At 70.9% G+C, this 24,493-nt stretch carries 21 protein-coding genes; 10 read left to right on the forward strand and 11 right to left on the reverse strand.

The annotated features are described in order from the left end of the window. Positions 1–269, reverse strand: a 269-nt coding sequence (locus E8M80_RS02965) for a transposase (RefSeq protein WP_137124183.1), incomplete at its 3' end; no start/stop codon positions are given. A gap of 321 nt (positions 270–590) precedes the next feature. Between E8M80_RS02965 and E8M80_RS02970 the strand changes: the two genes are divergently transcribed. The 4 genes from E8M80_RS02970 to E8M80_RS02985 all read left to right on the forward strand — a co-directional run bounded on the left by E8M80_RS02970 (position 591) and on the right by E8M80_RS02985 (position 4,380). Continuing rightward, entirely contained in the window at positions 591–1,883 is a 1,293-nt protein-coding gene (locus E8M80_RS02970; RefSeq protein ID WP_137124184.1) for a class I SAM-dependent methyltransferase, read from the forward strand. Further along, positions 1,880–2,692, forward strand: coding sequence for a glucose-1-phosphate cytidylyltransferase (locus tag E8M80_RS02975; RefSeq protein ID WP_137124185.1), 813 nt, complete (start codon positions 1,880–1,882; stop codon positions 2,690–2,692). The genes E8M80_RS02970 and E8M80_RS02975 overlap by 4 nt, the downstream gene beginning before the upstream one ends. After that, positions 2,689–3,342 carry a PIG-L deacetylase family protein gene (locus E8M80_RS02980; RefSeq protein WP_137124186.1) on the forward strand — a complete coding sequence of 218 codons (654 nt, stop codon included), beginning with the start codon at positions 2,689–2,691 and terminating at the stop codon, positions 3,340–3,342. The genes E8M80_RS02975 and E8M80_RS02980 overlap by 4 nt, the downstream gene beginning before the upstream one ends. Positions 3,343–3,441: 99 nt before the next feature. Next, positions 3,442–4,380, forward strand: a complete 939-nt coding sequence (locus tag E8M80_RS02985; protein ID WP_137124187.1) for a pirin family protein — start codon at positions 3,442–3,444, stop codon at positions 4,378–4,380. 13 nt (positions 4,381–4,393) lie between these two features. Here the strand turns inward: E8M80_RS02985 and E8M80_RS02990 are convergent, their stop codons facing one another. From E8M80_RS02990 to dnaE, 3 genes are all read right to left on the reverse strand, one after another. After that, positions 4,394–5,209 (reverse strand): hypothetical protein, encoded by an 816-nt coding sequence (locus E8M80_RS02990; protein ID WP_137124188.1) that lies wholly within the window; start codon positions 5,207–5,209, stop codon positions 4,394–4,396. A gap of 147 nt (positions 5,210–5,356) precedes the next feature. After that, complete coding sequence (gene mazG, locus E8M80_RS02995) at positions 5,357–6,169, reverse strand: nucleoside triphosphate pyrophosphohydrolase (RefSeq protein WP_137124189.1); 813 nt, start codon at positions 6,167–6,169, stop codon at positions 5,357–5,359. A 127-nt stretch (positions 6,170–6,296) separates the two neighbouring features. Further along, on the reverse strand, positions 6,297–9,758 hold the full coding sequence (dnaE, locus tag E8M80_RS03000; RefSeq protein ID WP_137124190.1) for a DNA polymerase III subunit alpha: 3,462 nt from the start codon (positions 9,756–9,758) through the stop codon (positions 6,297–6,299). A 308-nt stretch (positions 9,759–10,066) separates the two neighbouring features. Between dnaE and E8M80_RS03005 the strand changes: the two genes are divergently transcribed. From E8M80_RS03005 to E8M80_RS03020, 4 genes are read left to right on the forward strand one after another with little or no spacing between them, the layout of a single operon-like run. After that, on the forward strand, positions 10,067–11,101 hold the full coding sequence (locus E8M80_RS03005) for an ABC transporter substrate-binding protein (RefSeq protein ID WP_137124191.1): 1,035 nt from the start codon (positions 10,067–10,069) through the stop codon (positions 11,099–11,101). Between the two features lie 31 nt (positions 11,102–11,132). Then, positions 11,133–12,155, forward strand: a complete 1,023-nt coding sequence (locus E8M80_RS03010; RefSeq protein ID WP_137124192.1) for an ABC transporter substrate-binding protein — start codon at positions 11,133–11,135, stop codon at positions 12,153–12,155. A gap of 7 nt (positions 12,156–12,162) precedes the next feature. Continuing rightward, complete coding sequence (locus E8M80_RS03015; RefSeq protein ID WP_137124193.1) at positions 12,163–14,364, forward strand: iron ABC transporter permease; 2,202 nt, start codon at positions 12,163–12,165, stop codon at positions 14,362–14,364. Continuing rightward, positions 14,361–15,425 carry an ABC transporter ATP-binding protein gene (locus E8M80_RS03020; RefSeq protein WP_137124194.1) on the forward strand — a complete coding sequence of 355 codons (1,065 nt, stop codon included), beginning with the start codon at positions 14,361–14,363 and terminating at the stop codon, positions 15,423–15,425. Before E8M80_RS03015 ends, E8M80_RS03020 begins: the two co-directional genes overlap by 4 nt. Before the next feature lie 138 nt (positions 15,426–15,563). Here the strand turns inward: E8M80_RS03020 and E8M80_RS03025 are convergent, their stop codons facing one another. The 5 genes from E8M80_RS03025 to E8M80_RS03045 all read right to left on the reverse strand — a co-directional run bounded on the left by E8M80_RS03025 (position 15,564) and on the right by E8M80_RS03045 (position 20,807). Continuing rightward, positions 15,564–16,244, reverse strand: a complete 681-nt coding sequence (locus E8M80_RS03025; RefSeq protein WP_137124195.1) for an ABC transporter ATP-binding protein — start codon at positions 16,242–16,244, stop codon at positions 15,564–15,566. Next, positions 16,237–17,502: a lipoprotein-releasing ABC transporter permease subunit gene (locus E8M80_RS03030; protein WP_137124196.1), complete on the reverse strand. Its 1,266-nt coding sequence runs from the start codon at positions 17,500–17,502 to the stop codon at positions 16,237–16,239. Before E8M80_RS03030 ends, E8M80_RS03025 begins: the two co-directional genes overlap by 8 nt. After that, the gene (locus E8M80_RS03035) at positions 17,495–18,748 is read right to left on the reverse strand and encodes a lipoprotein-releasing ABC transporter permease subunit (RefSeq protein WP_137124197.1); all 1,254 of its coding nucleotides are present in this window, start codon (positions 18,746–18,748) and stop codon (positions 17,495–17,497) included. The genes E8M80_RS03030 and E8M80_RS03035 overlap by 8 nt, the downstream gene beginning before the upstream one ends. 8 nt (positions 18,749–18,756) lie before the next feature. Next, positions 18,757–20,073, reverse strand: coding sequence for a proline--tRNA ligase (proS, locus tag E8M80_RS03040; protein ID WP_137124198.1), 1,317 nt, complete (start codon positions 20,071–20,073; stop codon positions 18,757–18,759). Between the two features lie 470 nt (positions 20,074–20,543). Further along, the gene (locus E8M80_RS03045; RefSeq protein ID WP_137124199.1) at positions 20,544–20,807 is read right to left on the reverse strand and encodes a DUF1467 family protein; all 264 of its coding nucleotides are present in this window, start codon (positions 20,805–20,807) and stop codon (positions 20,544–20,546) included. Between the two features lie 182 nt (positions 20,808–20,989). Here E8M80_RS03045 and E8M80_RS26235 point away from each other — a divergent pair, with 182 nt between their 5' ends. Beyond that, positions 20,990–21,421, forward strand: coding sequence for a hypothetical protein (locus E8M80_RS26235; RefSeq protein ID WP_206035560.1), 432 nt, complete (start codon positions 20,990–20,992; stop codon positions 21,419–21,421). Further along, positions 21,418–21,609 carry a hypothetical protein gene (locus tag E8M80_RS03055; protein ID WP_137124200.1) on the forward strand — a complete coding sequence of 64 codons (192 nt, stop codon included), beginning with the start codon at positions 21,418–21,420 and terminating at the stop codon, positions 21,607–21,609. The genes E8M80_RS26235 and E8M80_RS03055 overlap by 4 nt, the downstream gene beginning before the upstream one ends. 246 nt (positions 21,610–21,855) lie before the next feature. On the opposite strand, the gene E8M80_RS03060 is transcribed toward E8M80_RS03055, so the two are convergent. Further along, positions 21,856–22,698 (reverse strand): tetratricopeptide repeat protein, encoded by an 843-nt coding sequence (locus E8M80_RS03060; RefSeq protein WP_137124201.1) that lies wholly within the window; start codon positions 22,696–22,698, stop codon positions 21,856–21,858. A 145-nt stretch (positions 22,699–22,843) separates the two neighbouring features. Then, a complete protein-coding gene (locus E8M80_RS03065; RefSeq protein ID WP_137124202.1) occupies positions 22,844–24,490 on the reverse strand; it encodes a ribonuclease J in 1,647 nt (548 codons plus the stop codon). Positions 24,491–24,493: the final 3 nt, after the last annotated feature.

Genomic DNA, 24,493 nt, shown 5'->3' on the forward strand with positions numbered 1-24,493 from the left:
CAGGCCGCCGCCTTTGCCAGGATGTCGCGCTCCTGGCGCAGGCGATGGTTCTCACGGCGGAGCTTGCTCAGTTCCTCTCGCTCGGCGCTGATCGCGCCGCCATCCCGGCGCTCGCCGGCCTCGCGCTCCGCTTGGCGGACCCAGTGCGCGATAGATTGCGCATTCGGCTCGAACTCACGGGCAAGGTCCTGCGGGGTTCGTCCCGATCGGACCAACTCCACCATCTGCCGCCGGAACTCCGGCGGGTAGGGCACTCTGAATCTCGGCATCTCGAACACCTCCGTCTCAAGCCTCGGGGTGTCCACGAAACCGGGTCAACTTCAACTTCAACTTCATAGAAGATATGTTTTCCAGAGCAGGAAATCCGACCAGATGGACTCCATCTGATCGAATGTTGCTCTAGGCCCTCCGGGCTATGCCGCCTGTCCGGCCGAATTGGGGGCCGCTCCACGCGATCATAGGCGTCGCTTCACGAAGGCATTTCGATGAAGCCACGAAAAGTTTTCAGCGCTCGGGCGCGCATATCTCGCGTGTCTCCGCTCTGATCCTGATGACGCCGGGCGCTCCGGCCCATCCACTGAGGCGCACGCATGAACATCGAAGCCCGCCGCTTCACCATCGACGACGCCAGCGCCGCCAGGGGCTCCTGCCGACTCTGCAGCATGCCGCTGCGCCGCAGCATGGTCGACCTCGGCATGTCGCCGCTCTGCGAGAGCTTCCGCCGGCCGGAAGAACGCGACACGATGGAGGCGCACTTCCCGCTCCATGCGCTGGTCTGCGAGCACTGCCTCCTCGTGCAGCTCAAGGCATACGTGACGCCGGAGCACATCTTCCGCGAATACGCCTACTTCTCGTCCTACTCCACGAGCTGGGTCGCGCACGCGCGGGCCTATTGCCATGCCATCGCGCGGCGCCTCGGCCTCGGCGCCGACAGCTTGGTGGTCGAACTCGCGAGCAACGACGGCTACCTGCTGCAGCACTTCCTGCCGATGGGTATCCCGGTGCTCGGGGTCGAGCCCGCGGCCAACGTCGCCGCCGTCGCCGAGGCCAAGGGCATCCCGACGCTGGTCGAGTTCTTCGGCGTCGACATGGCGCGGCGCATGGCGGGGGAGGGGCGGCAGGCCGACCTCATCGCAGGCAACAACGTGCTCGCGCAGGTTCCCGACCTCAACGACTTCGTCGGCGGCATCCGGATCCTGCTCAAGCCCGAGGGGGTCTGCACGCTCGAGTTCCCGCATCTCGAGCGGCTGATCGCGGAGAATCAATTCGACACGATCTACCACGAGCACTTCTCATACTTCTCCTTCCACACGATCCTGCGCATGGCCGAAATGCATCGGCTCAAGGTCATCGATGTGGAGGAACTGCCGACGCATGGCGGCTCGCTGCGGGTCCACCTGGCCCGCCTCGAATCCGCCCGCGCCGTCTCGCCCGCCGTGGCCGCGCTCCGCGACCGCGAGGACGCGGCCGGGGTGCGCGAGATGGCGACCTACGAGGCCTTCGCGGGCAAGGTGCGACGCACCAAGCGGCGGCTCCTGTCGTTCCTGATCGACGCAAAGGACCGGGGGCGGCGGATCTGCGCCTATGGCGCGCCGGGCAAGGGCAACACGCTGCTGAACTACTGCGGTATCGGCACCGACTTCGTGGACTTCGCGGTGGACCGCAATCCCTACAAGCACGGCCTGTTCACGCCCGGCATGCACATTCCGATCCGCCCGGTGGAGGCGATCGACGAGGCGCGGCCCGACTACGTTCTGATCCTGCCCTGGAACCTGAAGGACGAGATCGTGGCGCAGATGCGCCACATCGGCGACTGGGGCGGGAAGTTCGTCGTCCCCATCCCGGAAGCAATGGTCATCGACCCGAAGGAGATGCCGGCATGAAGGTCGTACTCTTCTGCGGTGGCCTCGGCACCCGCATCCGCGAGTATTCCGAGAGCGTGCCCAAGCCGATGATCCCGATCGGCCAGCAGCCGATCCTGTGGCACGTGATGCAGTACTACAGCCATCACGGGCACAAGGACTTCGTGCTCTGCCTCGGCTACAAGGCGAACGTGGTGAAGGAATTCTTCCTGTCCCACCGCCACGAGGCCTTCGCCGACTGCGTGGTCACCGGCGGTGGCGCGCATGTCGAGCGGCTGGGCGACCAGCCGGACGACTGGCGCGTGACCATGATCGACACCGGCATCTGGCGGAACATCGGCGAACGGCTCTGGGCGGTGCGCGACCAGGTGAAGGACGAGGAGATGTTCCTCGCCAACTACAGCGACGGCCTGACCGACCTCGACCTCGGGGAGGTGCAGGAGCGCTTCCGTGCCAGCGGCAAGCTCGCCTGCTTCGTCGCCGTGCGGCCGCCCCTGACCTATCACCTGGCGGACATCGCCCCCGACGGGCAGGTACAGGCCTTCCGCAGCTCCGACCGGTCGGACATCTGGATCAATGGCGGCTACTTCATCTTCCGACGCGAGATCTTCGACTATATGCGCGACGGGGAGGAGCTGGTGCTCGAGCCCTTCGCGCGACTGATCCGCGACGGCCAGCTCATGGCCTGGAAGCACGAGGGCTTCTGGCGCTCGATGGACACGCTGCGCGACCGGCAGGTGCTCGAGGACATGGTCGAGCGCGGCGAGATGCCCTGGCTGCCCGGCGACTACGCGGGCAAGAAGCAGCCGCGGCTCGTCGCCGCCGAATGAAGGGGCTCGGCCTCGCGCAGCCGGGGAAGGGGCTGAGCGTCCTATGCCTCGGCGCACATTCTGACGATATCGAGATCGGCGCCGGGGGCACGCTGCTCGAATGGCTTGGGCGCGGCGTTCGCCTTGATGTCCATTGGTGCGTCCTCAGCGCGCGCGGCGCGCGGGAGGAGGAGGCCGACACCTCGGCCCGCGCCTTCCTCCAGGGCGCCGCGAAAGCGACCATCGAGTTGCAGACCTTCCGCGACGGCTACTTCCCGGTCGAGCGCGAGGCCATCAAGGAGTGGATGCAGGACCTCGCGCGGCGCGTCGCGCCCGACGTGGTGCTGACGCACCGGGAGGACGACGCGCACCAGGATCACCGCCTGGTGCGCGAACTCACGTGGAATGCCTTCCGGGACCATCTGGTGCTGGAATACGAGATCCCGAAATGGGACGGTGACCTCGGTCGCCCGAATGTCTACGTCCCGCTTTCGGAGACGGCGCTGGAGCAGAAGGTCGCGCTGCTCGAGACGCATTTCGCGACCCAGCGCGGCAAGGACTGGTTCGACCGCGAGACCTTCCTCGGCCTCGCGCGGCTGCGTGGGATGGAATGCCGTGCGCCGGCGCGCCATGCCGAGGGCTTCGTCGCACGGAAGGTGCTCCTGACCTGAGGACGGCCGCATCGGCCCGCGTGATGACGGCCATCACCCGGCGGGACTGGCGCGGGCGAGGCGCCGGCGCGACATACCCTCCTGACCAGGAGGACCGCGATGAGCACCCTCGACGAAACCGACCCGTCCTGCCCGCCGCCCCCGCCCGGGCTCGAGACCGTCATCATCCCGCGCGCCCACGACGTCGGCGGCTTCGAGGTCCGTCGCGCCCTGCCGGCGAAGGAACGGCAGATGGTCGGGCCGTTCATCTTTTTCGACCAGATGGGGCCGGGCGAGTTCCTGACCGGCAAGGGGCTGGATGTGCGACCGCACCCGCATATCGGCCTCTCGACCGTCACCTACCTGTTCGAGGGCGAGATCCTGCATCGCGACAGCCTGGGCAGCGCGCAGCCGATCCGCCCCGGGGAACTCAACTGGATGACCGCCGGCCGGGGCATCGTGCAATACGAGCGGACCGATACGGCGCTGCGGGCCCGGCCGCGGCGCATGTTCGGCATCCAGTCCTGGGTCGCGCTGCCGAAAGCGGCCGAGGACGCCGCACCCGCCTTCGTCCATCACGCCGCCGAGGCGTTGCCCTTTGTCGAAGACCAGGGGGTCGGCCTGCGCCTGGTCGCGGGGGAGGGGTGGGGGCTGAAGGCGTCGGTCGCGGTCTCGTCCCCGCTGTTCTACGCGGACGCCGTGCTGGCGCCGGGCGCGCGACTGCCCCTGCCGGACGGGCACGAGGAACGCGGCGCCTATGTCGTGGCGGGCTCTGTCGAGGTGGCCGGCACGTCCTTCGAGGCCGGACGGATGCTCGTATTCCGCGCGGGCGACGCGCTGGCGCTGACCGCGGGCGGGCAGGGGGCGCGGCTGCTCCTGCTGGGCGGGGCGACGATGGACGGGCCACGCTACCTCTACTGGAACTTCGTCGCGTCCTCCCGCGAGCGGCTGGAACAGGCCAAGGCCGACTGGAAGGATGGGCGCTTCGCGAAGGTTCCCGGCGACGAGGCGGAATTCATTCCGCTGCCGGAGGGCCGCGTGACGGTGAGGGCCGGCTGACGCGCCCGGGCGGTCAGCGCCAGCCGAGGGCGAAGACGGCGGTCTGCGCCGGCCCCTCGCGGTCGCAGCGCATCCCGAGATAGGGCGCGCCCCGCGCATTGATGGCGCGGACAGCGGCGGCGAACGCGCTGCAGGCGAGGCGGGCGGCCAATTGGCGCTCGGTCTCCGGCAGTCCGGGCTGGCCGACGGGCCAGACGTCGTGCAGCAGGCGCCGCGCCTCCGCCGCGTGACCCGCGTAGATCAGGCAGGCGGCCAGCCGCGCGGCCTCCACGCCGGGATGTTGCGTGCCGCGGGCCGGCGTCGCGGTCCAGTCGCGCGCGCGCAGCGCGGCCACCGCGCCGGCGACATCCGGATAGGTCGGGAGGCGCTGTTCCGGCGGCGGCATGTCGTCGGGCGCGGTCATATCGGCGCAGGCGGTGCCGAGCGCCGCGGCCACCGGGCGGCGCATCGCGTCGCGATCCGGCTCCAGGGCGCGGCCGGTCCAGCGGAAGGGGATGGTCGGGTGCAGGTCGGCGGCGAGGCTGGCCGGGGCCTCCCAGAAGTCGAAGGCGGCGTCCGCCAGGCGGATGGCCGTGGCGCCGGGCGGCACGAGGCGCACGACCTCCGGTTCGCGCTTTCCGAGGGGGAGGGAGGCGATATGCGCCAACCCGCCGTCGCCCCGCCGGAACAGGTGCAGCGTCCAGCAGCAATAGGCGCCGCCGGTCCACCCGGTGATGCCGATGGCCGTCTCCCCCGGCGCGATCGGGACCGGGGCGCCATCCCGGAAGGGCTCGAAGCGCTGTGCGCGGGCCGACCAGAGGCGCCGGCCGTCACGCGAGAGGCGCAGCATCTCGTCGCCCGCACTGCGTTGCGGAATAACAACGATCTGCCCGGCGGCACCTGCGTCTTGCAGAACGCGTCGCGGTTGAGCAGCCGTCTCGTTGAAGGAGAAAAGCCAGAAACCGAGGATGACCAGGATTGATATATGCATCAAGCATCAGGCTCCGGCACGTTCACACCGCTTGGCATCGATCCACAATTGCTCCATGCGATCGAGACTGGAATCGGCCGGTGTTTTTCCTTCAATAATAAGTTCTTGTTCAATATGTCGAAAGCGACGCTCGAATTTTCTGTTGGCCCCGCGCAGGCAGGCCTCGGGGTCAAGGTCGAGCTTCCGTGCGAGATTCGCGAGGACGAAGAGAAGGTCGCCGACCTCATCCTCGAGGGCTTTTGGATCAACCTGTTGCGGGGCGCGGTCGAGTTCCGCGCGCAGCTCTGCAGCCTCCTCCTCGAGCTTGTCCAGCACCGAGGCGGCGTCCGGCCAGTCGAAGCCAACCCGGCCGGCGCGGCGCGTAAGCTTGGCCGCGCGGGTCAGGGCAGGCAGGCCGAGCGGGATGCCGGCCAGCGTCCCGGCCTCGGCCCGCGCGGCGCGCTCGGCGGCCTTCTGGACCTCCCACGCGGCGGTCTGCTGCTCGGTGGTGCGGGAATCCTCGGCGCCGAAGACATGCGGGTGCCGCCGGACCATCTTGTCGGCGATGGCGGCGGCGACGTCGGCGAAGGCGAACCAGCCGCGCTCCTCGGCCATGCGGGCGTGGTAGACCACCTGGAACAGCAGGTCGCCCAGCTCGTCGAGCAGGGCGGCGGGATTGCCGCGGGCGATCGCGTCCTCGACCTCGTAGGCTTCCTCGATCGTGTAGGGCGCGATGGTCGCGAAATCCTGCTCCTGGTCCCAGGGGCAGCCGGTCTCGGGATGGCGCAGCCGCGCCATGACGTCGATCAGGTGGGCGATAGCGGTGTTCGGGTCGGTCATGGGGGGGATCCGGCGGCGCGTTTCGGGTCGCAGGGGAGACCGTGGCGGGGGCGCCGGCAAGGCCCGAGCTCATGGCCATGATTACCGCATAAGATATATTATGGAAAATATATGTGCCCGGACAGGGTCAGATTTCCTCGACCTCGGATACGCCCGGCAGCACCTTCATCGCCTGCAGGACCCGCGGCCCGATGTTGAACCCGCCCGGAAGCGCGAGCTCGACCTCCTGTCCCGGCCCCGTCCGCGGGACCAGGACAACTCGCCCCCGGCCACGGCCCTCCCGCGTCAGGATGGCGCGGATCGGGTCCACCGCCGCGATGCCGTCGAGCCAGAGCCGGATCCCGCCGCCGGCGTCGGCCGCGGCCTTCTCGAGGCTCTCGACGTCGTTCGCGGTCAGGCGCAGGGCCTCGCCCTCCATCCGGGCCTCAGCCGTGACCAGCACGGCGCGGCCCTCGGCCAGCAGCTCGCGCGACCGGCTCAGCACCTCCGAAAAGCAGGTCACCTCGAAGGAGCCCTGCGCGTCCGACAGCCGCACCCAGGCCATGCGACTGCCGGTCTTGGTCGTGCGTTCCTTGGCGTTCACCACCGTCCCGGCCAGCTTCAGGCGGGCCGACCCCGCCCGGGCCCGGTCCGCGATCTGCGCGGATGGCGTGACGCCCAGGCGCTGCAGCGCCTTGCGGTAGGTATCCAGCGGATGGGCCGACAGGTGGAAGCCCACCGCCTCGGCCTCATGCGTCAGCCGCTCCAGCAGCGGCCAGTCCGGGATGTCGGGCATCCGCAGCGGCTCATTCTGCCGGGCATCGGCGCCGAACAGGCCGATCTGGCCCGATCCCCGTTCCTCGGCATTGGCCTGGGCGCGGCGCAGGATCGTCTCCGCCCCGGCCATGACGCGCGCGCGGTTGCGGTCCAGGCTCTCGAAGGCCCCGGCGCGGGCCAGGTTCTCGATCTGCATCTTGTTCAGCAGCTTCGGATCGACCCGTGCCGCGAGGTCCGCCAGGGACGCGAAGGGCCCGGCGGTGTCGCGCGCGCGGACCAGGTCCTTCATCGCCGCCTCCCCCACGCGCTTGACGGCGGCGAGCGCGAAGCGGATCGCGGGTTTGCCCTCGGTCGTCGTCTCGACGCGGAACTCGGCGCCCGACCGGTTGATGTCGGGCGGCAGCAAGGGGATGCCGAGCCGCGCGGCCTCCTGCATGTGCCCCGCCAGCTTGTCGGTGTTGGACAGGTCGAGCGTCATCGACGCCGCCAGGAAGGCGACCGGGTGGTTCGCCTTCAGCCAGGCCGTCTGGTAGCTGACAAGCGCATAGGCCGCGGCGTGGGACTTGTTGAACCCGTAGTCGGCGAAGCGCTCCATCAGGTCGAAGATCTCGGCCGCCTTGGCGGGCTCGATGCCGCGCGCCTCGGCGCCTTCGCAGAAGATGGCGCGCTGCTTCTCCATCTCCGCGCGGATCTTCTTGCCCATGGCGCGGCGCAGCAGGTCGGCGCCGCCCAGCGAATAGCCGGCCAGGTCCTGCGCGATCTGCATGACCTGTTCCTGGTAGACCATGATCCCGTAGGTTTCCTGCAGGATATGCATGATCGCCGGGTGCGGCGGCGCCCAGGGCTCGCCCGCCTTGCGCGCGCAATAGGCCGGGATGTTCGCCATCGGGCCGGGCCGATACAGCGCGACCGCCGCGACCAAGTCCTCGAAGCGGCTGGCGCGCATCTGGCGGAGGCAGTCCCGCATCCCCTGCCCTTCGAACTGGAACACGCCGGCCGCGTCCCCCTTGGCCAGCATGGCGTAGGTCCTGGGGTCGTCGATCGGGATGGCCGCGATGTCGACCTCCACCCCCTGCCCTTTCAGGATGGCCAGCGCACGCTCGATCACCGTCAGCGTCTTGAGGCCGAGGAAGTCGAACTTCACGAGGCTCGCGGCCTCCGCGTACTTCATGGAGTACTGCGTCACCAGCATCTCGGAGCGCGGGTCGCGGTAGAGCGGCACGATCTCGATCAGCGGGCGCCTGCCGATCACGACGCCCGCCGCATGGGTCGAGGCGTTGCGGTAAAGCCCTTCGACCTGCAGCGCGATGTCGAGCAGCCGCGCGACCTGCTCGTCCCCGTCGCGCATTTCCTGCAGGCGCGGCTCGCCCTCGATCGCCTGCGCCAGCGTCACGGGCTTGGCCGGGTTGAACGGGATCAGCGAGGCGATCTTGTCCACCTGGCCATAGGGCATGCCGAGCACGCGCCCGACGTCGCGGACCGCCGCCTTCGCCTGCAGCTTGCCGAAGGTGATGATCTGCGCGACGCGGTCCGCGCCGTATTCGCGCACCACGTAGCGGATCACCTCGTCGCGCCGGTCCTGGCAGAAGTCGATGTCGAAGTCGGGCATCGACACGCGCTCGGGGTTCAGGAAGCGCTCGAACAGCAGGCCGAAGCGGATCGGGTCGAGGTCCGTGATCAGCAACGCCCAGGCGGCGACGGAACCGGCGCCCGAACCGCGGCCGGGCCCGACCGGGATCGGCGGGGTCTGCGCCTTCGCCCACTGGATGAAGTCGGCGACGATCAGGAAGTACCCCGGGAAGCCCATCTTCTCGATGACGCCGAGCTCGTAGTCGAGGCGGTCCAGGTACGCCTGCCGCGTCGCCGCGTCCGGCGCGGGGCGCATGGCGTCGAGGCGCTTCTCCAGGCCCTCGACGGCCATGGCGCGCACGGTCTCGGCCTCGGTCTTGCCGGGCTGGACCTTGGGGCAGACCGGCAGCTCGGGCTTCTTCTCCTCCGACATCACGGCGCACAGGCGCGCGATCGCCAGCGTGTTGTCGCAGGCATCCGGCAGGTCGGCGAACAGGTCGCGCATCAGGGCCGCCGGCTTGAACCAGTGCTCGGGCGTCACGCGGCGGCGCTCGCGCTCGGCCATGGTGCGGCCCTCGGCGATGCAGAGCAGCGCGTCGTGGGCCTCGTGCATCTCGGGCTTCGCGAAATAGACGTCGTTGGCGGCGACGATCGGCAGGCGGGCCGCCTTGGCGAGCGCGAGCAGCCCGGCCTCGATCCCGCGTTCCTGCGCCAGCCCGTGGCGGTGCAGTTCCACCGCGAGCCGGTCCGGGAAGGCTTCCCGCAGCGCGTCGAGCAGATGCGCCGCCGCGTCGCGCCGCCCGTCGCCGACCAGCCGCGCAACCGGCCCGAGCGTGCCGCCCGTCAGCAGGAACAGCCCTTCCGCATGGGCGCGCAGCAGGTCGAGCGTGATGGCAGGCCGCCCCGACGGATCGTCGCGCAGGAAGCCCATCGATGAGAGCCGCTGCAGGTTGTCGAGCCCCGCGGCATCCATCGCCAGCGCCACGAGCGGGTCCGGATGCTGGCGCGCGACCTCGGGCCGGTCGGGATCCGCCTCGGCCCGCGTCAGGAACAGCCGGCAGCCCATGATCGGCTGCACGCCCTGCTTGCTGCACGCCTGCGCGAATTCCAGCGCGCCGAACATGTTGGCGCTGTCGGTCAGCGCGACCGCCGGCATGCCCGCGGCAGCCGCCAGCGCGGCCAGCTTCTCGGCCTTGATGGCGCCCTCGCTCAGCGAATAGGCGGAATGGACGTGCAGGTGCACGAAGGCGGCAGGATCGGTCATGCGGGACTCGCCAGGGCGCCGCAGGGTAGCGCAGGCGGCGCGCCGGATGGAACGCGGGACCCCCCGCGCCTTCCATCCGGCCCGAACGACCGCGGCAGCGCGCGGGCCGGCAGCGGTCCCGATCGACGGCGAGCCGGCGCTGCGCGCCTGGTTCGGGAGGCTTCGGTCGGCCGCACGAGACCGGCACGTCACCGTGACCTTCCCCCCTGGCATGCCCCCGCGAAATATGACAGTTGTGTGACGGTGCCGGGAAGACTCCGCCGCGCAAGCTTCGGCGGACGGCACATCGCGAACGGGGAAGAACGACCATGATCGGCAAGCGTTTCCTGGTGCTGGCGCTCGCATCCGGGGCTGTCGCCGCCACCGCGCAGGGCGCGCGCGCGCAGGGCAGCCTCAATCTCTATTGCTCGGTGCAGATCGAGTGGTGCCAGGCCATCGCCACCAACTTCCAGCGCGACACCGGCATCCGCGCCAACATGACGCAGCGCGGGTCGGGCGAGACGCTGGCCGCGATCCGCGCCGAGGCGCAGAACCCGCGCGGCGACGTCTGGTTCGGCGGCACCGGCGACCCGCACCTCGCGGCCGGCGAGGAGAACCTGACCCAGGCCTATGAAAGCCCCAACCGCGACCAGCTCCATCCATGGGCGCTGCGGCAGTGGGAACAGTCGGGCCAGCGCGCCATCGGCGTCTATGCCGGCGCGATCGGCTTCGGCTTCAACACGGAATTGCTCGCCCGAAAGGGGCTTGAGGCGCCGCGCTGCTGGGCCGACCTGGTGCATGAGCGCTTCCGCGGCGAGATCCAGGTGGCCAACCCGAATTCCTCGGGCACCGCCTATGTCGTCATCGCGACGCTGGTGCAGCTGATGGGGGAGGACCCGGCCTTCGACTACATGCGCCGGCTCCATCCCAACGTGAATTCCTACACGCGGTCGGGCACCGCGCCCATCAAGGCGGTGGCGCGCGGAGAGACGGGCGTCTCGCTGTCGTTCGTGCATGACGCGGTGACCGAGCGCAACGCGGGCTTCCCCGTCGCCTACGCCACGCCCTGCGAGGGCACGGGCTACGAGATCGGCTCGATGTCGATCATCCGCGGATCGCGCAACATCCGCCAGGCGCGCGCCTTCTACGACTGGGCGTTGACCGAGCCCGCCGGGCGGCTCGGCTTCGAGGCCGGGCGCCAGCTCCAGACCCCGGCCAACCGCGCGGCGCCGCTGCCGCCCGGCGCGCCCAACCTCTCGGAGATCCGCCTCATCGATTACGACTTCGCCCGCTACGGCCGTGCGGCCGAGCGGCGGCGGCTGATCGAGCGCTGGGACCGCGAGGTCGGCGCGCTGCCGCGCTGAACCGACCGCAACCTCCATCAGGGCGACGCAAATGTCCCTTCGCAGCCTGGCCGCCGCGGCGGCGCTCTCCCTCGCCTTCGCCGGCGGCGCCCAGGCGCAGGGCAGCCTCAACATGCTCTGCGCGCCGGCGGCCGACTGGTGCGAGGCGATCGCCGCCGCCTTCCAGCGCGACACCGGCGTGCGCGTCTCCATGTCGCGCAAGTCGGCCGGCGAGATCCTGGCCCAGATCCGCGCCGAGGCGCAGAACCCGCGCACCGACATCTGGTTCGGCGCCTCGGCCGAGACGCACATCTCGGCCGCCGAGCAGAACCTGCTGCAGGCCTATACCTCGCCCAACATGACGGGGCTGCACGACTGGGCGCAGAACGTCCACCGCATCACGGAAGGCCGCTGCGTCGGCGTTTCCTCGGGCGCCATCGGCATCGCCTGGAACCGCGAATTGATGGCGCGGAAGAACCTGCCCGTCCCGCGGTCGTGGGAGGACCTGCTGAACCCCGCCTATCGCGGCGAGATCCAGCTGCCCAACCCGAATTCATCGGGCACCGCCTACACGATCATCGCGGGGCTTGTGCAGTTGTGGGATGAGGACCGCGCCTTCGCCTATCTCCGGCGCCTGCATGCCAACGTGAACGCCTACACCCGTTCGGGTGCGGCGCCGATGCAGGCCGTCTCCCGCGGGGAGACCGCGCTCGCCGTCTCCTTCAACATGGAGGTCACCTCCATGGCGCAAGCCGGCTTCCCGATCGAGATCGGCTACCCGACCGAGGGCACCTCCTACGAGGTCGCCTGCATGTCGATCATCCGCGGCGCGCGCAACCTGCCGCAGGCGCGGCGCTTCTACGACTGGTACCTGACGCCGGCGGCGATGGACATCGGCCCGCGCGTGAACCAATGGCACGTGCCGGCGCATCGCGGCGCGACGCCCGACCCGCGCATCCCCGACCTCGCGACAATCCGGCTTGTGAACTACGACTTCGCCACCTTCGGCCAGGCGGCGACGCGCCGACGCATCCTGGAACGCTGGGACCGGGAGGTCGGCTCCCTGCCGCGCTGAGCCCGGCATGGGCCGCGCGCCTTCCTCGCTGGTTCCCTGGCTGCTCGCCGCGGCGGGCACGCTGCTGCTGCCGTGGCACATGCAGCAGGACGGGATCACGCTGCGCGGGGTGCTGGCCCTGGGGCAGGAGGATCCTGAAGCGGCCTCGGCCGCCTGGCAGGCCCTGGCGCACGGGCGCTTCTGGTTCTGGCCGGTGGTGGCGGCGGTCGCGATCGGTCTGCCGGCGGTGCAGCCGGGGCGCGGGCGGGCGGTGCTGCGCATGGCTGCGGGCGCGCTCGGGCTGGCCGCGATCGTGGCGCAGGGGCTGGCGATCGGCGTGCAGGGCTGGTCCTTCCCGTGGCTCGAGGCGACCTTCGGGGACCTCGGCGACCGGCAGTTCGGCATCGGGCTCGGCGGCGCGGTCGCGACCGCGGGCTTCCTGTTCCTGCTGACCGACGGGTTGGCGCTGCGTGGGCTGTTCAAGGGCGACCGCTTCGTCGCCGGCGCGGTCGGGCTGCTGGTCGGCTCCATCGTGATCTTCACCGCCTGGCCGGTGCTGACCATGCTCTCGCAGATGTTCACGCCGCGGGAGGGCCTGCCCTGGACCGAGGCACTCGGCGTCAGGGTGCTCGACCGCAAGATCTGGGGCCTCGCCTGCGTCACGGCCAATGTGAATTGCGGCGTGTTCTGGAACACGCTGATGCTGGCGAGCGCGTCCGCCACGGCGGCCACCGCGCTCGGCCTGGCCTTCGCGCTGATCGCGACCCGCACGGGCTTCCGCGCCAAGAAGGCGCTCAGGCTGCTGACCGTGCTGCCGATCATCACGCCGCCCTTCGTGATCGGCCTCGGGCTGATCCTGATCTTCGGGCGGTCGGGCGTCGTGAACCAGGCGGCGGATGCAATGTTCGGCGTCGAGCTCGGGCGCTGGATCTACGGCTTCGGCGGCGTCTGGCTGGCGCAGGTGTTCTCCTTCACGCCCACCGCCTTCCTCGTGCTGATCGGAGTGGTGGAGGGCATCTCGCCCTCCATGGAGGAAGCCTCCCAGACGCTGCGGGCCAGCCGCATGCGGACCTTCCGCAGCGTGACGCTGCCGCTGATGCTGCCAGGCCTGGCCAATGCCTGGCTGGTCGTGTTCGTCGAGAGCCTGGCGGATTTCGGGAACCCGATCGTGCTCGGCGGGTCCTTCGGCGTTCTGTCCACCGAGATCTTCTTCGCCGTGGTCGGCGCGCAGCAGGATTTCGGGCGCGCCGCGGCGCTGGCCGGCGTGATGCTGGTGGTGGCGCTGGCCGCCTTCGTCGCGCAGCGGCGCGTGGTCGGCCGGCGGTCCTACGTGTCGATGACCGGCAAGGGCGATGTCGGGCTGCCGGTGCCGCTGCCGGACGGCGTGCGCCGCGCCGCCTTCGCCATCGCCCTGCCCTGGGCGCTGCTGACCGCGGTGGTCTATGTGATGGCGCTGGCCGGGGCCTTCGTGAAGGTCTGGGGGCGCGACTGGACGCCGACGCTCGAGCATTTCCGCCGTGCCTTCGCGGTCGACTGGGCGCCGGACGGCACGCTGCTGTTTGCGGGCGGCGCCTGGCATTCGCTCTGGACCACCATCAGCCTCGCGGCCATCGCCGCCCCGATCACCGCGGGGCTCGGGCTGCTCGCGGCCTGGGTGCTGTCGCGCCAGGTGTTCCGCGGGCGAACCGCGCTGGAATTCGCGCTGATGCTGACCTTCGCCGTGCCGGGTACGGTGATCGGCGTGGCCTACATCCTGACCTTCAACATCCCGCCGCTCGAGATCACCGGCACGGCCGTCATCCTGGTCGCGTGCTTCGTGTTCCGGAACCTGCCGGTCGGCGTGCGGTCGGGCGTCGCGGCCATGAGCCAGCTCGACAAGTCGCTGGACGAGGCGGCGGTAACGCTGCGCGCCTCCACCTTCCGGGCGCTGCGCACCGTCGTGCTGCCACTGCTCAAGCCCGCCATCGTCACCGCGCTGGTCTATTCCTTCGTGCGTGCGATGACGACCGTCTCGGCGGTGATCTTCCTGGTTTCGGCGGAGTACGAGATGGCCACCGTCTTCATCATCAACCGCGTCATCAACGGCGACTACGGCCTGGCCATCGCCTATTGCGCCGTGCTGATCGTGCTGATGATGGCCGCGATCGGGCTGATCCAGTTGCTGGTCGGGCGGCGCCGGCTGGGACGCCGCAGCGCGCCTGCCGCGATCCCTGTCGGAGGCCGGGCATGAAGGCGGGCAAGACCGGCGCGGAGGTCCGCCTGCAGGGCGTCGCCAAGCGCTATGGGCAGGTCACCGCGGTCAAGCCGCTCGACCTCGTGATCGAGGGCGGCACGCTGGTCACGCTGCTCGGGCCGTCGGGCTGCGGCAAGACGACGCTGCTGCGCATGATCGCCGGGCTCGAGCAGGCGAGCGAGGGACAGGTCTTCATCGGCGGGGAGGACGTCACGCTGCGCTCGGCCGGTGAGCGCAACGTGTCCATGGTGTTCCAGTCCTATGCGCTGTTCCCGCACATGTCGGTGCTGGACAACGTCGCCTATGGCCTTGTCTCCTCCGGCCAGCGGAAGCGGGACGCGCATCAGCGCGCCGAGACGGCGCTCGAGACGGTGGGGCTGAAGGGCTTCGGCGGACGGCTGCCGTCGGAACTGTCGGGCGGCCAGCAGCAACGCGTGGCCGTCGCCCGCGCACTCGTGCTGGAACCCGACGTGCTGCTGTTCGACGAGCCGCTGTCCAACCTCGATGCCCGGCTCAGGCGCAGCATGCGGGAGGAGATCCGCGCCCTGCAGCAACGCCTCGGCCTCACGGTCGTCTATGTCACGCACGACCAGGCGGAGGCGCTGGCGGTCTCCGACCGCATCGTGGTGATGCGCAACGCCGGCATCGCGCAGGCGGGCACGCCGGAGGAGCTGTATGCCCGGCCCGGATCGGTGTTCGTTGCGACCTTCATGGGGGAGGCGAACCACCTGCGTGGCCGCATCGAGCGCGTGGCGGACGGCGTCGCGACGGTAGCGCTGGATGCGCTGCGGATCGAACTGCCCGACCGCGGGCTGCCGCCGGGGGAGGCCGACCTGGTGGCGCGGCCGGAGGCGCTGATCGTGGGCGATGCGGGAGGGCCGGGCCTGCCCGGGCGCATCCTGCGGGCGATCTACATGGGCTCCCACGCCGAAGCGCATGTCGAGACACCGGTCGGGGAGGTCTTCGTGATCGGGCCGCGGGCGCTGGCGCGCCGGGCCCCGGGCAGCGCGGTGAGCCTCACCTTCGGCACCGAGGGCGTGGTGCTGGTGCAGCCCTGACGCGGCGCCGGGCACGCCGTCGCATACTCAGCGCACGAAGTTCCGACCTGCGGCCCGAAGGGCCAAGGCCGCGACCGTGGTCCGCCGGTTGTCCGGCGAAGCCAAGGGCCGCGGAGGCGGCCCGCCCGGCGCTTGGTATCACCCCGCGACGACGCGCCCGTCGCTCAGCGTCACGATCCGGTCCATCCGCCGCGCAAGCTCCGGGTTGTGCGTCGCGATCAACGCCGCGACGCCGTGGTGCCGCACCTGGTCGAGCAGTTCCGCGAAGACGCGCTCGGAGGTTCCCACATCGAGGTTCCCCGTCGGCTCGTCCGCCAGCAGGATGCGTGGGCGGTTGGCCAGCGCGCGCGCGATCGCGACCCGCTGCTGTTCGCCGCCCGAAAGCTTGCCGGGGCGATGCGCCTCCCGCCCCTTCAGGCCGAAGGCCGCGAGCAGCTCCCGCGCACGGGCGCGCGCCGCGCCGCGCGCGACGCCGGCGGCCATCTGCGGCAGGGCAATGTTCTCCTCGGCCGAGAATTCCGGCAGCAGGTGGTGGAACTGGTAGACGAAGCCGATCGTGCCGCGGCGGATCGCCGTGCGCGCATCGTCGGACAGCGTGCCGGCGGGCCGGCCCTCGATGAAGACCTCGCCGCCATCGGGCTTCTCCAGCAGCCCCGCCAGGTGCAGCAGCGTGGACTTGCCGGTGCCCGACGGCGCGACCAGGGCGACGATCTCGCCCGCCGCCAGCGCCAGATCGGCGCCGCGCAGCACGGGCAGTTCGCCGGCCTCGGTGCGGTAGCGGCGTTCGACGGCGGCCAGGCGCAGCGGGGGCTCATTCATGGCGCAGCGCCTCCACGGGGTCGAGCCGCGCGGCGCGCCAGCTCGGGAACAGCGTCGCCAGCAGCGACAGCAGGAAGCCGAGGCCCGTGACCTGCGCGACCTCCCACCCGTCCACCACGGCCGGGATCTGCGTCAGGAAGTAGATCTCGGGATCGAAGATGGTCGTGCCGGTCGCGGCCATCAGCGCCTGCCGGATGGTCTCGATGTTCGCGCAGAACAGGAGGCCGAGGCCGAGCCCCGTGAGCGTGCCGAGCCCGCCCACCGCCGCGCCGCAGAGCAGGAAGATGCGCAGCACCGCCCCCCTGCCCGCGCCCATGGTGCGCAGGATCGCGATGTCGCGCCCCTTGTCCTTCACCAGCATGATCAGGCTCGAGATGATGTTGAAGGCGGCGACGAGGATGATCAGGGTCAGGATGAGGAACATCACGTTCCGCTGCACCTGAACGATCTGGAAGAAGCCGCTGTTGGCGCGCTGCCAGTCGAGAACGCTGACCGGATGGTCCGGGAGCGCGCGGCGGATGGCGTCGACCGCGGCGGGCGCGGCGGCGGGGTCGCGCAGATGGACCTCGATCTGGCTGGCCAGGCCACGGCGCTGGAAGAACACCTGGGCGGCGGGCAGCGGCAGGTAGACGAAGGTGCCGTCGTAGTCCTGCATGCCGACCTCGAAGATCGCGGCGACGGTGTAGGGGCGGAGCCGCGGCACGGTGCCGAAGACCGTGGTGCGGCCCTCGGGCGAGACGAGCGTGATCCGGTCCCCCACGCCGACATCGAGACGGCGGGCAAGGACAGTGCCGATGACGATCGCGTCCTCCCCCTCGAAACCAGCGAGACTGCCGGCGCGGATGTTGCCGGCGATGATGGGGCGCGCGCGGAGTTCGGCGGGGGCGATGCCGCGTACCAGGCCGCCGGCGGAGGCGCCGGCATCGGTCGTGATCAGCACCTGGCCTTCGAGCGTCGGCGCCGCCTGCGCCACCTGCGGCAGGGCGCGGATGCGGGCGGCGATCGCCTCGTACTCGCGCAGCGCCCCGTCGGCCGCGATCACGCCGAGATGCCCGTTCAGCCCGAGGATGCGGCTGAGCAACTCCTGGCGGAAGCCGCCCATGACGGACAGCACCACGATCAGCGTGCCGACGCCGAGCGCGATGCCAGCGAGCGAGAAGCCCGCGATCAGCGAGACCGCGCGTTCCCCCTTCCGCGCGCGGAGGTAGCGCCCGGCGACGGCGCGCTCGAACGCGCCGAAGATGCGCGCCTCAGCCATGTCGCAAGGCTTCCGCCGGGTCGATCCGCGCCGCGCGCCAGGACGGCCAGAGTGTCGCCAGCAGTGACAGCGCGAAGCCCATGGCGACGATCACCGCGACCTCGCGCGGTTCCACGACCGATGGCAGGTTCATCAGGAAGCGCAGTTCCGCGCCCGACAGGCCGGCATCCTCCAGCGCCCGCAGCCAGCCGCGCAGCGTGTCGAAATTGGCCGCGATGCCGAGCCCGAGGGCGAAGCCCATCAGCGTGCCGCCGCAGCCGATCGTGGCGCCGCAGAGGATGAAGATGCGCAGAACCGCGCCGCGCCGCGCGCCCATGGTGCGCAGGATGGCGATGTCGCGCCCCTTGTCCTTCACCAGCATGGTGAGCGAGGAGATGATGTTGAACGCGGCCACCACGACGATCAGCGTCAGGATCAGGAACATCACCTGGCGCTCGACCACCACCGCCGCATAGATGCTGCTGTTGGTGCCCTGCCAGTCCGCGATACGGAGCGGGCGGCCGGCAAGCGCGGCCTGCACCGCGGCCCGTGCGGGCCCGACGCGCGCGGGGTCCGCGACCAGGATCTCGACCTCGTTGACCGCCTCCCCCAGGCGGAACAGCGCCTGCGCGGTGGCGAGCGGCACGAACATCGCGCGGCTGTCCACTTCCGGCATGCCGACATCGAAGGTCGCGACGACGCGCAGCGTCCGCTGGATCGGCGCGGCCGTGAAGTCGCCGCCGCGCGCCTGCGGCAGCACCAGCGTGACCGTGCCGCCGACCGGCACGCGCAGCCTCTGCGCCAGCCTTGCGCCGAGCACGGCCGTATCCTCCGCGCCGAAGGCCTCGAGATCGCCGACGCGAAGCGCGTCCCGCAGCACGGGTCGCGCGAGCAGCGCCTCGGCCGGCAGGCCCCGCAGCTGCGCCGCGGCCGCGCCGCCGCCGGGCGCGGTCAGCAGCACCTGGCCCTCGACCGCCGGCGCCGCCTGCGCGATGCCCGCCACCGCGGCGATCCGCGCGAGGATCGCGCCGGGGTCGTCGATCGTCCGGCCGCGCTCGGCTTGCACGCTCAGGTGGCCGTTCAGCCCGATGATCCGGTTCATCAGGTCGGTGCGGAAGCCGTTCATCACGCTGGTCACGATGATGAGCGTGGCCACGCCGAGCGTGATGCCGACGAGCGAGAAGATCGCCGTGACCGAGACGAAGCGCTCCCCCTTCCTGGCGCGCAGGTACCGGAAAGCGACGGCGCGCTCGAAGGCGTCGAACACCGGCGGGCTCAGCCGCCGCGGATCTTCGCGATCGCGTCCTCGAGCGAGACCTCGGCGCGTTCGCCGGTCATGCGGCGCTTCAGCTCCACGCGGCCGGCGGCAGCGCCGCGCGGGCCGATGATGGCCTGCCAGGGCAGGCCCATCAGGTCGGCATCGGCGAATTTCTCGCCCGCACGGGCGGCGCGGTCGTCATAGACCGCGTCCCCGCCGAGCCGGGCGTAGAGGTCCTCGCACATCGCGTCCGTCGCGGCGTCGCCGGGGCGGAGGTTGAGGATGGCGGCGGGCCAGGGCGCCACGGCATCGGGCCACCGGATGCCCGCCTGGTCGTGGTTCGCCTCGATCAGAGCGCCCACCAGGCGGGAGACGCCGATGCCGTAGGACCCCATCTCGGGCACCACCGGCACGCCGTCCTGCCCGGCGACGGAAAGGCCCATCGCGGCCGAGTACTTGGTGCCGAAGTAGAAGATGTGGCCGACCTCGATGCCCCTGCCCTCGCGGCGGCGGTCCTCGGGCACCTGAGCCCAGGCGCCCGCGTCGTGCATCTCGTCCGTCGCGGCATAGGTCGAGGTGATACGATCGAAGAAGGCTTTCAGGCCGTCGACGTCGTCGAAGGCGACGTTGCTGCCGGCCCAGTCGGTCGTCTCGTAGGCGGCGTCGTAGAAGACCGCGCTCTCGCCCGTCTCGGCCAGGATGATGAATTCGTGGCTGAGGTTGCCGCCGATGGGCCCGGTGTCGGCGCGCATCGGCACCGCTGTCAGGCCCATGCGCTGGAAGGTCCGGAGGTAGGCCAGGAACATCTGGCGGTAGGAGTGCTGCGCGCCCTCCGGCGTCGTGTCGAAGGAATAGGCGTCCTTCATCAGGAATTCCCGGCCGCGCATGACGCCGAAGCGCGGGCGCACCTCGTCCCTGAACTTCCACTGGATGTGGTAGAGGTTGCGCGGCAGGTCGCGATACGACTTCGCGTAGGACTTGAAGATGTCGGTGACCATTTCCTCGTTGGTCGGGCCGAACAGCATGTCGCGCTCGTGCCGATCCCGGATGCGCAGCATCTCCTTGCCGTAGTCGTCGTAGCGGCCGCTTTCGCGCCAAAGATCCGCCGGCTGGATGGTCGGCATCAGGATTTCCTGCGCGCCGGCGCGGTCCTGTTCCTCGCGCACGATCTGTTCGACGCGGCGGAGCACGCGTAGCCCGGCGGGCAGCCAGGCGTAGATGCCCGCGGATGTCTGGCGGACGAGGCCGGCGCGCAGCATCAGGCGGTGGGAGGCGATCTGCGCCTCGGCAGGGGTTTCCTTGAGCGTCGGCAGGAAGGCGCGGGAGAGGCGCAAGTGAAAGTCCTTTGCGGCATCGGGCGTGACGGGCGGACCCTAGAGCAAAGCGCCGCCGGGTGAAATCACCCGATCCAAAGTCCCTTGCCGGAAAACCGAGGCTCTTGAGCGGCTTATGCCCGGGCTGGCATGGCGTCGAGATCCCGTTGCGGGAAAGATGCCGTCGCAACCGCAGCCGGACGCGACATTTTGATGCGCCAAACGGCCACGTAGCCTCATTTCCTACTTGTCACCGCCAGAGGCCCCATCTAAACAAAGAAAGGGCCGCGCCCCGAAGGTCGCGGCCCTAGTTTAGGGAGGAAACGCCAGTCACACGGCAGGAAGAGAACCAAACTCTTCCTGAAGCCAGGATGGCCATCCGGGGCTCGGCGGACAACGGAAAACACCAAACTGCAGGATGAAAAAAGCGGCGCTCAACCGCTTCCTGCCCTATTTCTCCTCAGCCGGCGCCTCGGCTGCCGATTTACCGATCAGCCGGGCGGCAGGGCGAACGGGCCGCTGCGGAACGAGAGCCAGTCGGACTCGACCAGCAGCCATATCCCGCCCCAGATGACGGCGGTGAGCGCCGTGGTGCCGAGAAGCTTCCAGCCAAGGTGAACCGCAACGGGTGCCCCGCGCCAACCGCCTGCGGCGGGGTCGCCATCGACGTCTGGGCGCGTGCCGATCGGCAGGACGCAGAACAGCGCGACCCACCAGACCAGCAGAAAAACAACGATTCCCGTGAACCAGGTCATATTTTATGGTCTTTCCTCGGATTAACGTCCGCGATCATGTGCGCCGCTACAGCTGAGGTATCGGCGCGGCCGCCCTGGGGAATTGACAATGATCGGCGCCAAGTCGCTCGGCCTGACCACTCGCGCCCTTCTGATCACCGCGGCCGCGACCCTCGTGTTGCCCGTGGTGCTGCCTAGTCTCGTTGCCGCCGCACACGCAAGTGGCGGCGGTGGAGGCGGCGGCGGCGGCGGTGGAGGCGGCGGTGGCGGTGGTGGCGGCGGTGGTGGCGGCGGTGGTGGCGGCGGTGGTGGCGGCGGTGGTGGCGGCGGTGGCGATGGCGGTGGTGGGGCCGGCAGCGGTGGTGGTGGAGGCGGCGGTGGAGCCGGCGGCGGCGGCGGTGGAGCCGGCGGTGGCGGCGGTGCAGCTGGCAACGGCCAGGGCGCCGGCGGCGCCAACGCGTCCGGCCGGGGCAATGGCCCTGGCCAGGCCGGCGCGGCCGCGGGCACGACAGATCGCTCCGCCCTTTCGGGCGCCTTCGGCAGCGGCGCCGCGGCAGGGCGCGCGGCATCCGGGCGCGGTGCGCCCTCGGCGGCCGGGGCGCCCGGCCGCTCGCAGCCTCAAACCCAGGCGATGATCAATGCCCTGGCCATGCCGACGGAAACGCCGCAGCAGGTCGCCCTGCGCGAACGCGCCATCGCGGACGCGCGCACGGCGGCTCTCACCGCGGCGAGAAGCCGCCCGGTGAGCGAGGACATCGCCACCCGCGTCGATCGGTTGCTCGGGCTGCCCGCCGTGGATCCGACGCTCGGCCTGCCGCGTTGACCGCCGGGCCGGCGTCGCCGCGCCGCCACTTCTTCGCTCCCGCCCTCCGGGCGATCGCGTGGCTTCGGACGCCTATCCCGAGCCGCCCAGGCGCCGGCACCACTCGCAGCATAGAACGGCGCGGGGAAGTTGACGGAGGGACACCGCCTCCAACCGGAACCCCAAGCCCGCTGCCGCGCAAACGCGTTGTGATGCCAAGCCCTCCGTTCCCGATCCACCCAGGCTCGCCCTCTCGGGCGGCCGGGATCAGGCGCCCGCGGGCCAACGGTCGCGCAGCCGATCCAGCACGGCGGGTGCGAAGGGGTCGTCGGCAGCGCCGAGCCGCTCCCGCCGTGCGAACGTCATGAGGGCCGCGCGCACCGCCTCGCCATCCTCCCCGTCCACCCGGCCTGGCCAGTCGCCCTGCCGTGCCAGGCCAGACTGGACGAAGCGGAGCAACGGACGATCGGGCTCGTGGACCGGTCCGCGCGACGTCTCGCGCCGCAGCCGCGCCTCCGCCGCGTTCGCAGCGGCCCTTGGCACGCGCCGCTCGAGCGCTTCGCGGTAGCGACGGGCCGGCGCCACGCCACGGCGTTCGGCAAAGCGCAGGCGCGCCAGCGCATCCGCCGGGTCGGCTGCGATCCCTTCACCCAGGATGCGCAGCAGCGCCAGCGCGAACTGCGCCTGCGGGTGGCCGCGCTCGGCAGCCCGGCCGAACCAGACCGCGGCCCAGGGGATGTCGCGGCGAACGCCGTCCCCGCCTTCCAGCAGCTGCGCCAGGCGATATTGAGCCTCCGGTTGCCCCTGCTGCGCGGCGCGATGGAGCCAGGGCAGCGCCGCCGCGACATCCCGCCGGTCGCCGGCGTCGCTGAGGCGGCCGAGCGCGACCAGCAATTGGGCGTCGGGATCGCCGCGCTGGGCGGCGGCCTCGATGAGGGCCGCGGCGGCATCGGGGTCGGCCTCGCCACGCCGCGCCGCGGCGAGCGCGGCGACCCCCGCTCGCTTCAGGCGCTCGGCCTCGCGGCGGTCCGCGGCGGCCGGCAGTGGGGGTGGCGCGCTGGGCAGGGCGCCGACCAGCGGTGCCGCCATGCAGCCTGCCACGACCAGCATCAGGGCAAGGACCGCGCCACGCCGCCACCGAAATCGGGGCTTCGGGGAAACGCAGCCACGCAGTGTCATTCCGACCGTGTAGGCTGCTGGCGCCATGGCCGCGAATGCAATCTTCGTGATCGCCCGCCGTCGGGGCGGCCGGTCGTCACACGCGCAGGAGATGGACCTCGACCGTCGGGCGCTTGCGGAGCCGCCGGCCGACCGACTTGCGGAGCGCGCTGCGCGCGGCTTCGCGCAGCTGGTCGTCCTCCCGCCGCAGCGCCGCCGGCAGGTCGGCCACGACCCGGCGCAGGTCGGCCGCGATGATGCCCGGTTCCGGATCGCCCGGCTCGAACAGGCCGGGTGCCGAGATCTGCGGCTCGCCCAGCACCCTGCCCTGCCCGTCCACCGCGAAGGAGGCCATGACGACGCCGTTGAACATCATGCGCCGGCGCGCGGCGAGCAGGCCGCCCTCCATCGGAATGAGGCGGTCGCCATCGATCGCCAGGCGGCCGGCGGGAACGCTCTCCACCACCTCCGGGCGGTTGCCGGAAAGGCGGAGCACGTCGCCGTCCTCGATCAGGAAGGGCATGGACCCGCATTCGGTCGCGAGACCGGCGTGGTCCTGCATGTGGCGCCATTCGCCATGCACCGGCACGGCGAAGCGCGGCTTCACCAGCGCATAGAGACGCCGGAGTTCGTCGCGCGCCGGATGGCCGGAGACATGGACCATGTGGTCCTCGTCCGTCATGACCTTGCAGCCACGGCGCACGAGGCCGTCCTGGATGCGCTGGATCGCGCGTTCGTTGCCCGGGATGCGGCGGGAGGAGAAGATCACGGTGTCCCCTTCCCCCAGCGCGATGTTCGAGTGGGTGTCCTCGGCGATCTTGGCCATGGCGGAGCGCGGCTCGCCCTGGCTGCCGGTGCAGATCAGCAGGATCTCGTCGTCCGGCAGGTAGCCGGCTTCCTCCTCCGGCACGAAGGGAGGGATGGACTTCAGGTAGCCGCAGTCACGCGCGGCGGTCTCGATGTTGCGGAGCGACCGGCCGAACAGCGAGACCTGCCGCCCCGCGGCACGGCCCGCGAGCGCAATGGATTCGAGCCGAGCGACGTTGGACGCGAAGCCCGTGACCGCGACCCGCCCCTTCAGGCTGCGGATCAGCGCAGCCAGGTTGCGCCGCACCTCGGCCTCGCTGCCGGAATGGCCCTCCACCATGGCGTTGGTGGAATCGCAGACCATGGCGAGGACGCCTTCCTCCCCCAACGCCGCGAAGGCGGCCTCATCCGTGCGGGGGCCGATCAGCGGGTCGGGGTCGAGCTTCCAGTCGCCCGTGTGAAGCACGGTGCCGTGGCGCGTGCGGATCGCGAGCGCCTGCGATTCCGGCACCGAGTGGGCCACGGGGATGTATTCGCAGTCGAAGGGGCCGAGGCGGAAGCGCGCGCGCGGCTGCGTCACGACCAGCGGCACCTCGTGCAGCAGCCCGGCCTCGCCGAGCTTGCGCGTCAGCACCGCGGCGGCGAAGGGCGTCGCGAAGACCTTGCAGCGGAACTGCCGCCAGAGATGCGCGACGGCGCCGATGTGGTCCTCGTGCGCATGGGTGATGACGAGGCCCACCAGCCGGTCGCGGCGCTCCGCGAGCCAGGCCGGGTCGGGGACCATGACGTCGACTTCGGGGTTGTCGCGCCCCGCGAAGCCGATGCCGCAATCGACGGCGAGCAGCGCATCGTCGCAGCGGTACACGTTCAGGTTCATGCCGATCTCGCCGGTGCCCCCGAGGGGGATGAAGGCGAGGTCGCCGGAGACGGCGTTCATGGG

It is taken from the genome of Roseomonas sp. HF4, from assembly GCF_005222755.1.
Taxonomy (GTDB): domain Bacteria; phylum Pseudomonadota; class Alphaproteobacteria; order Acetobacterales; family Acetobacteraceae; genus Neoroseomonas.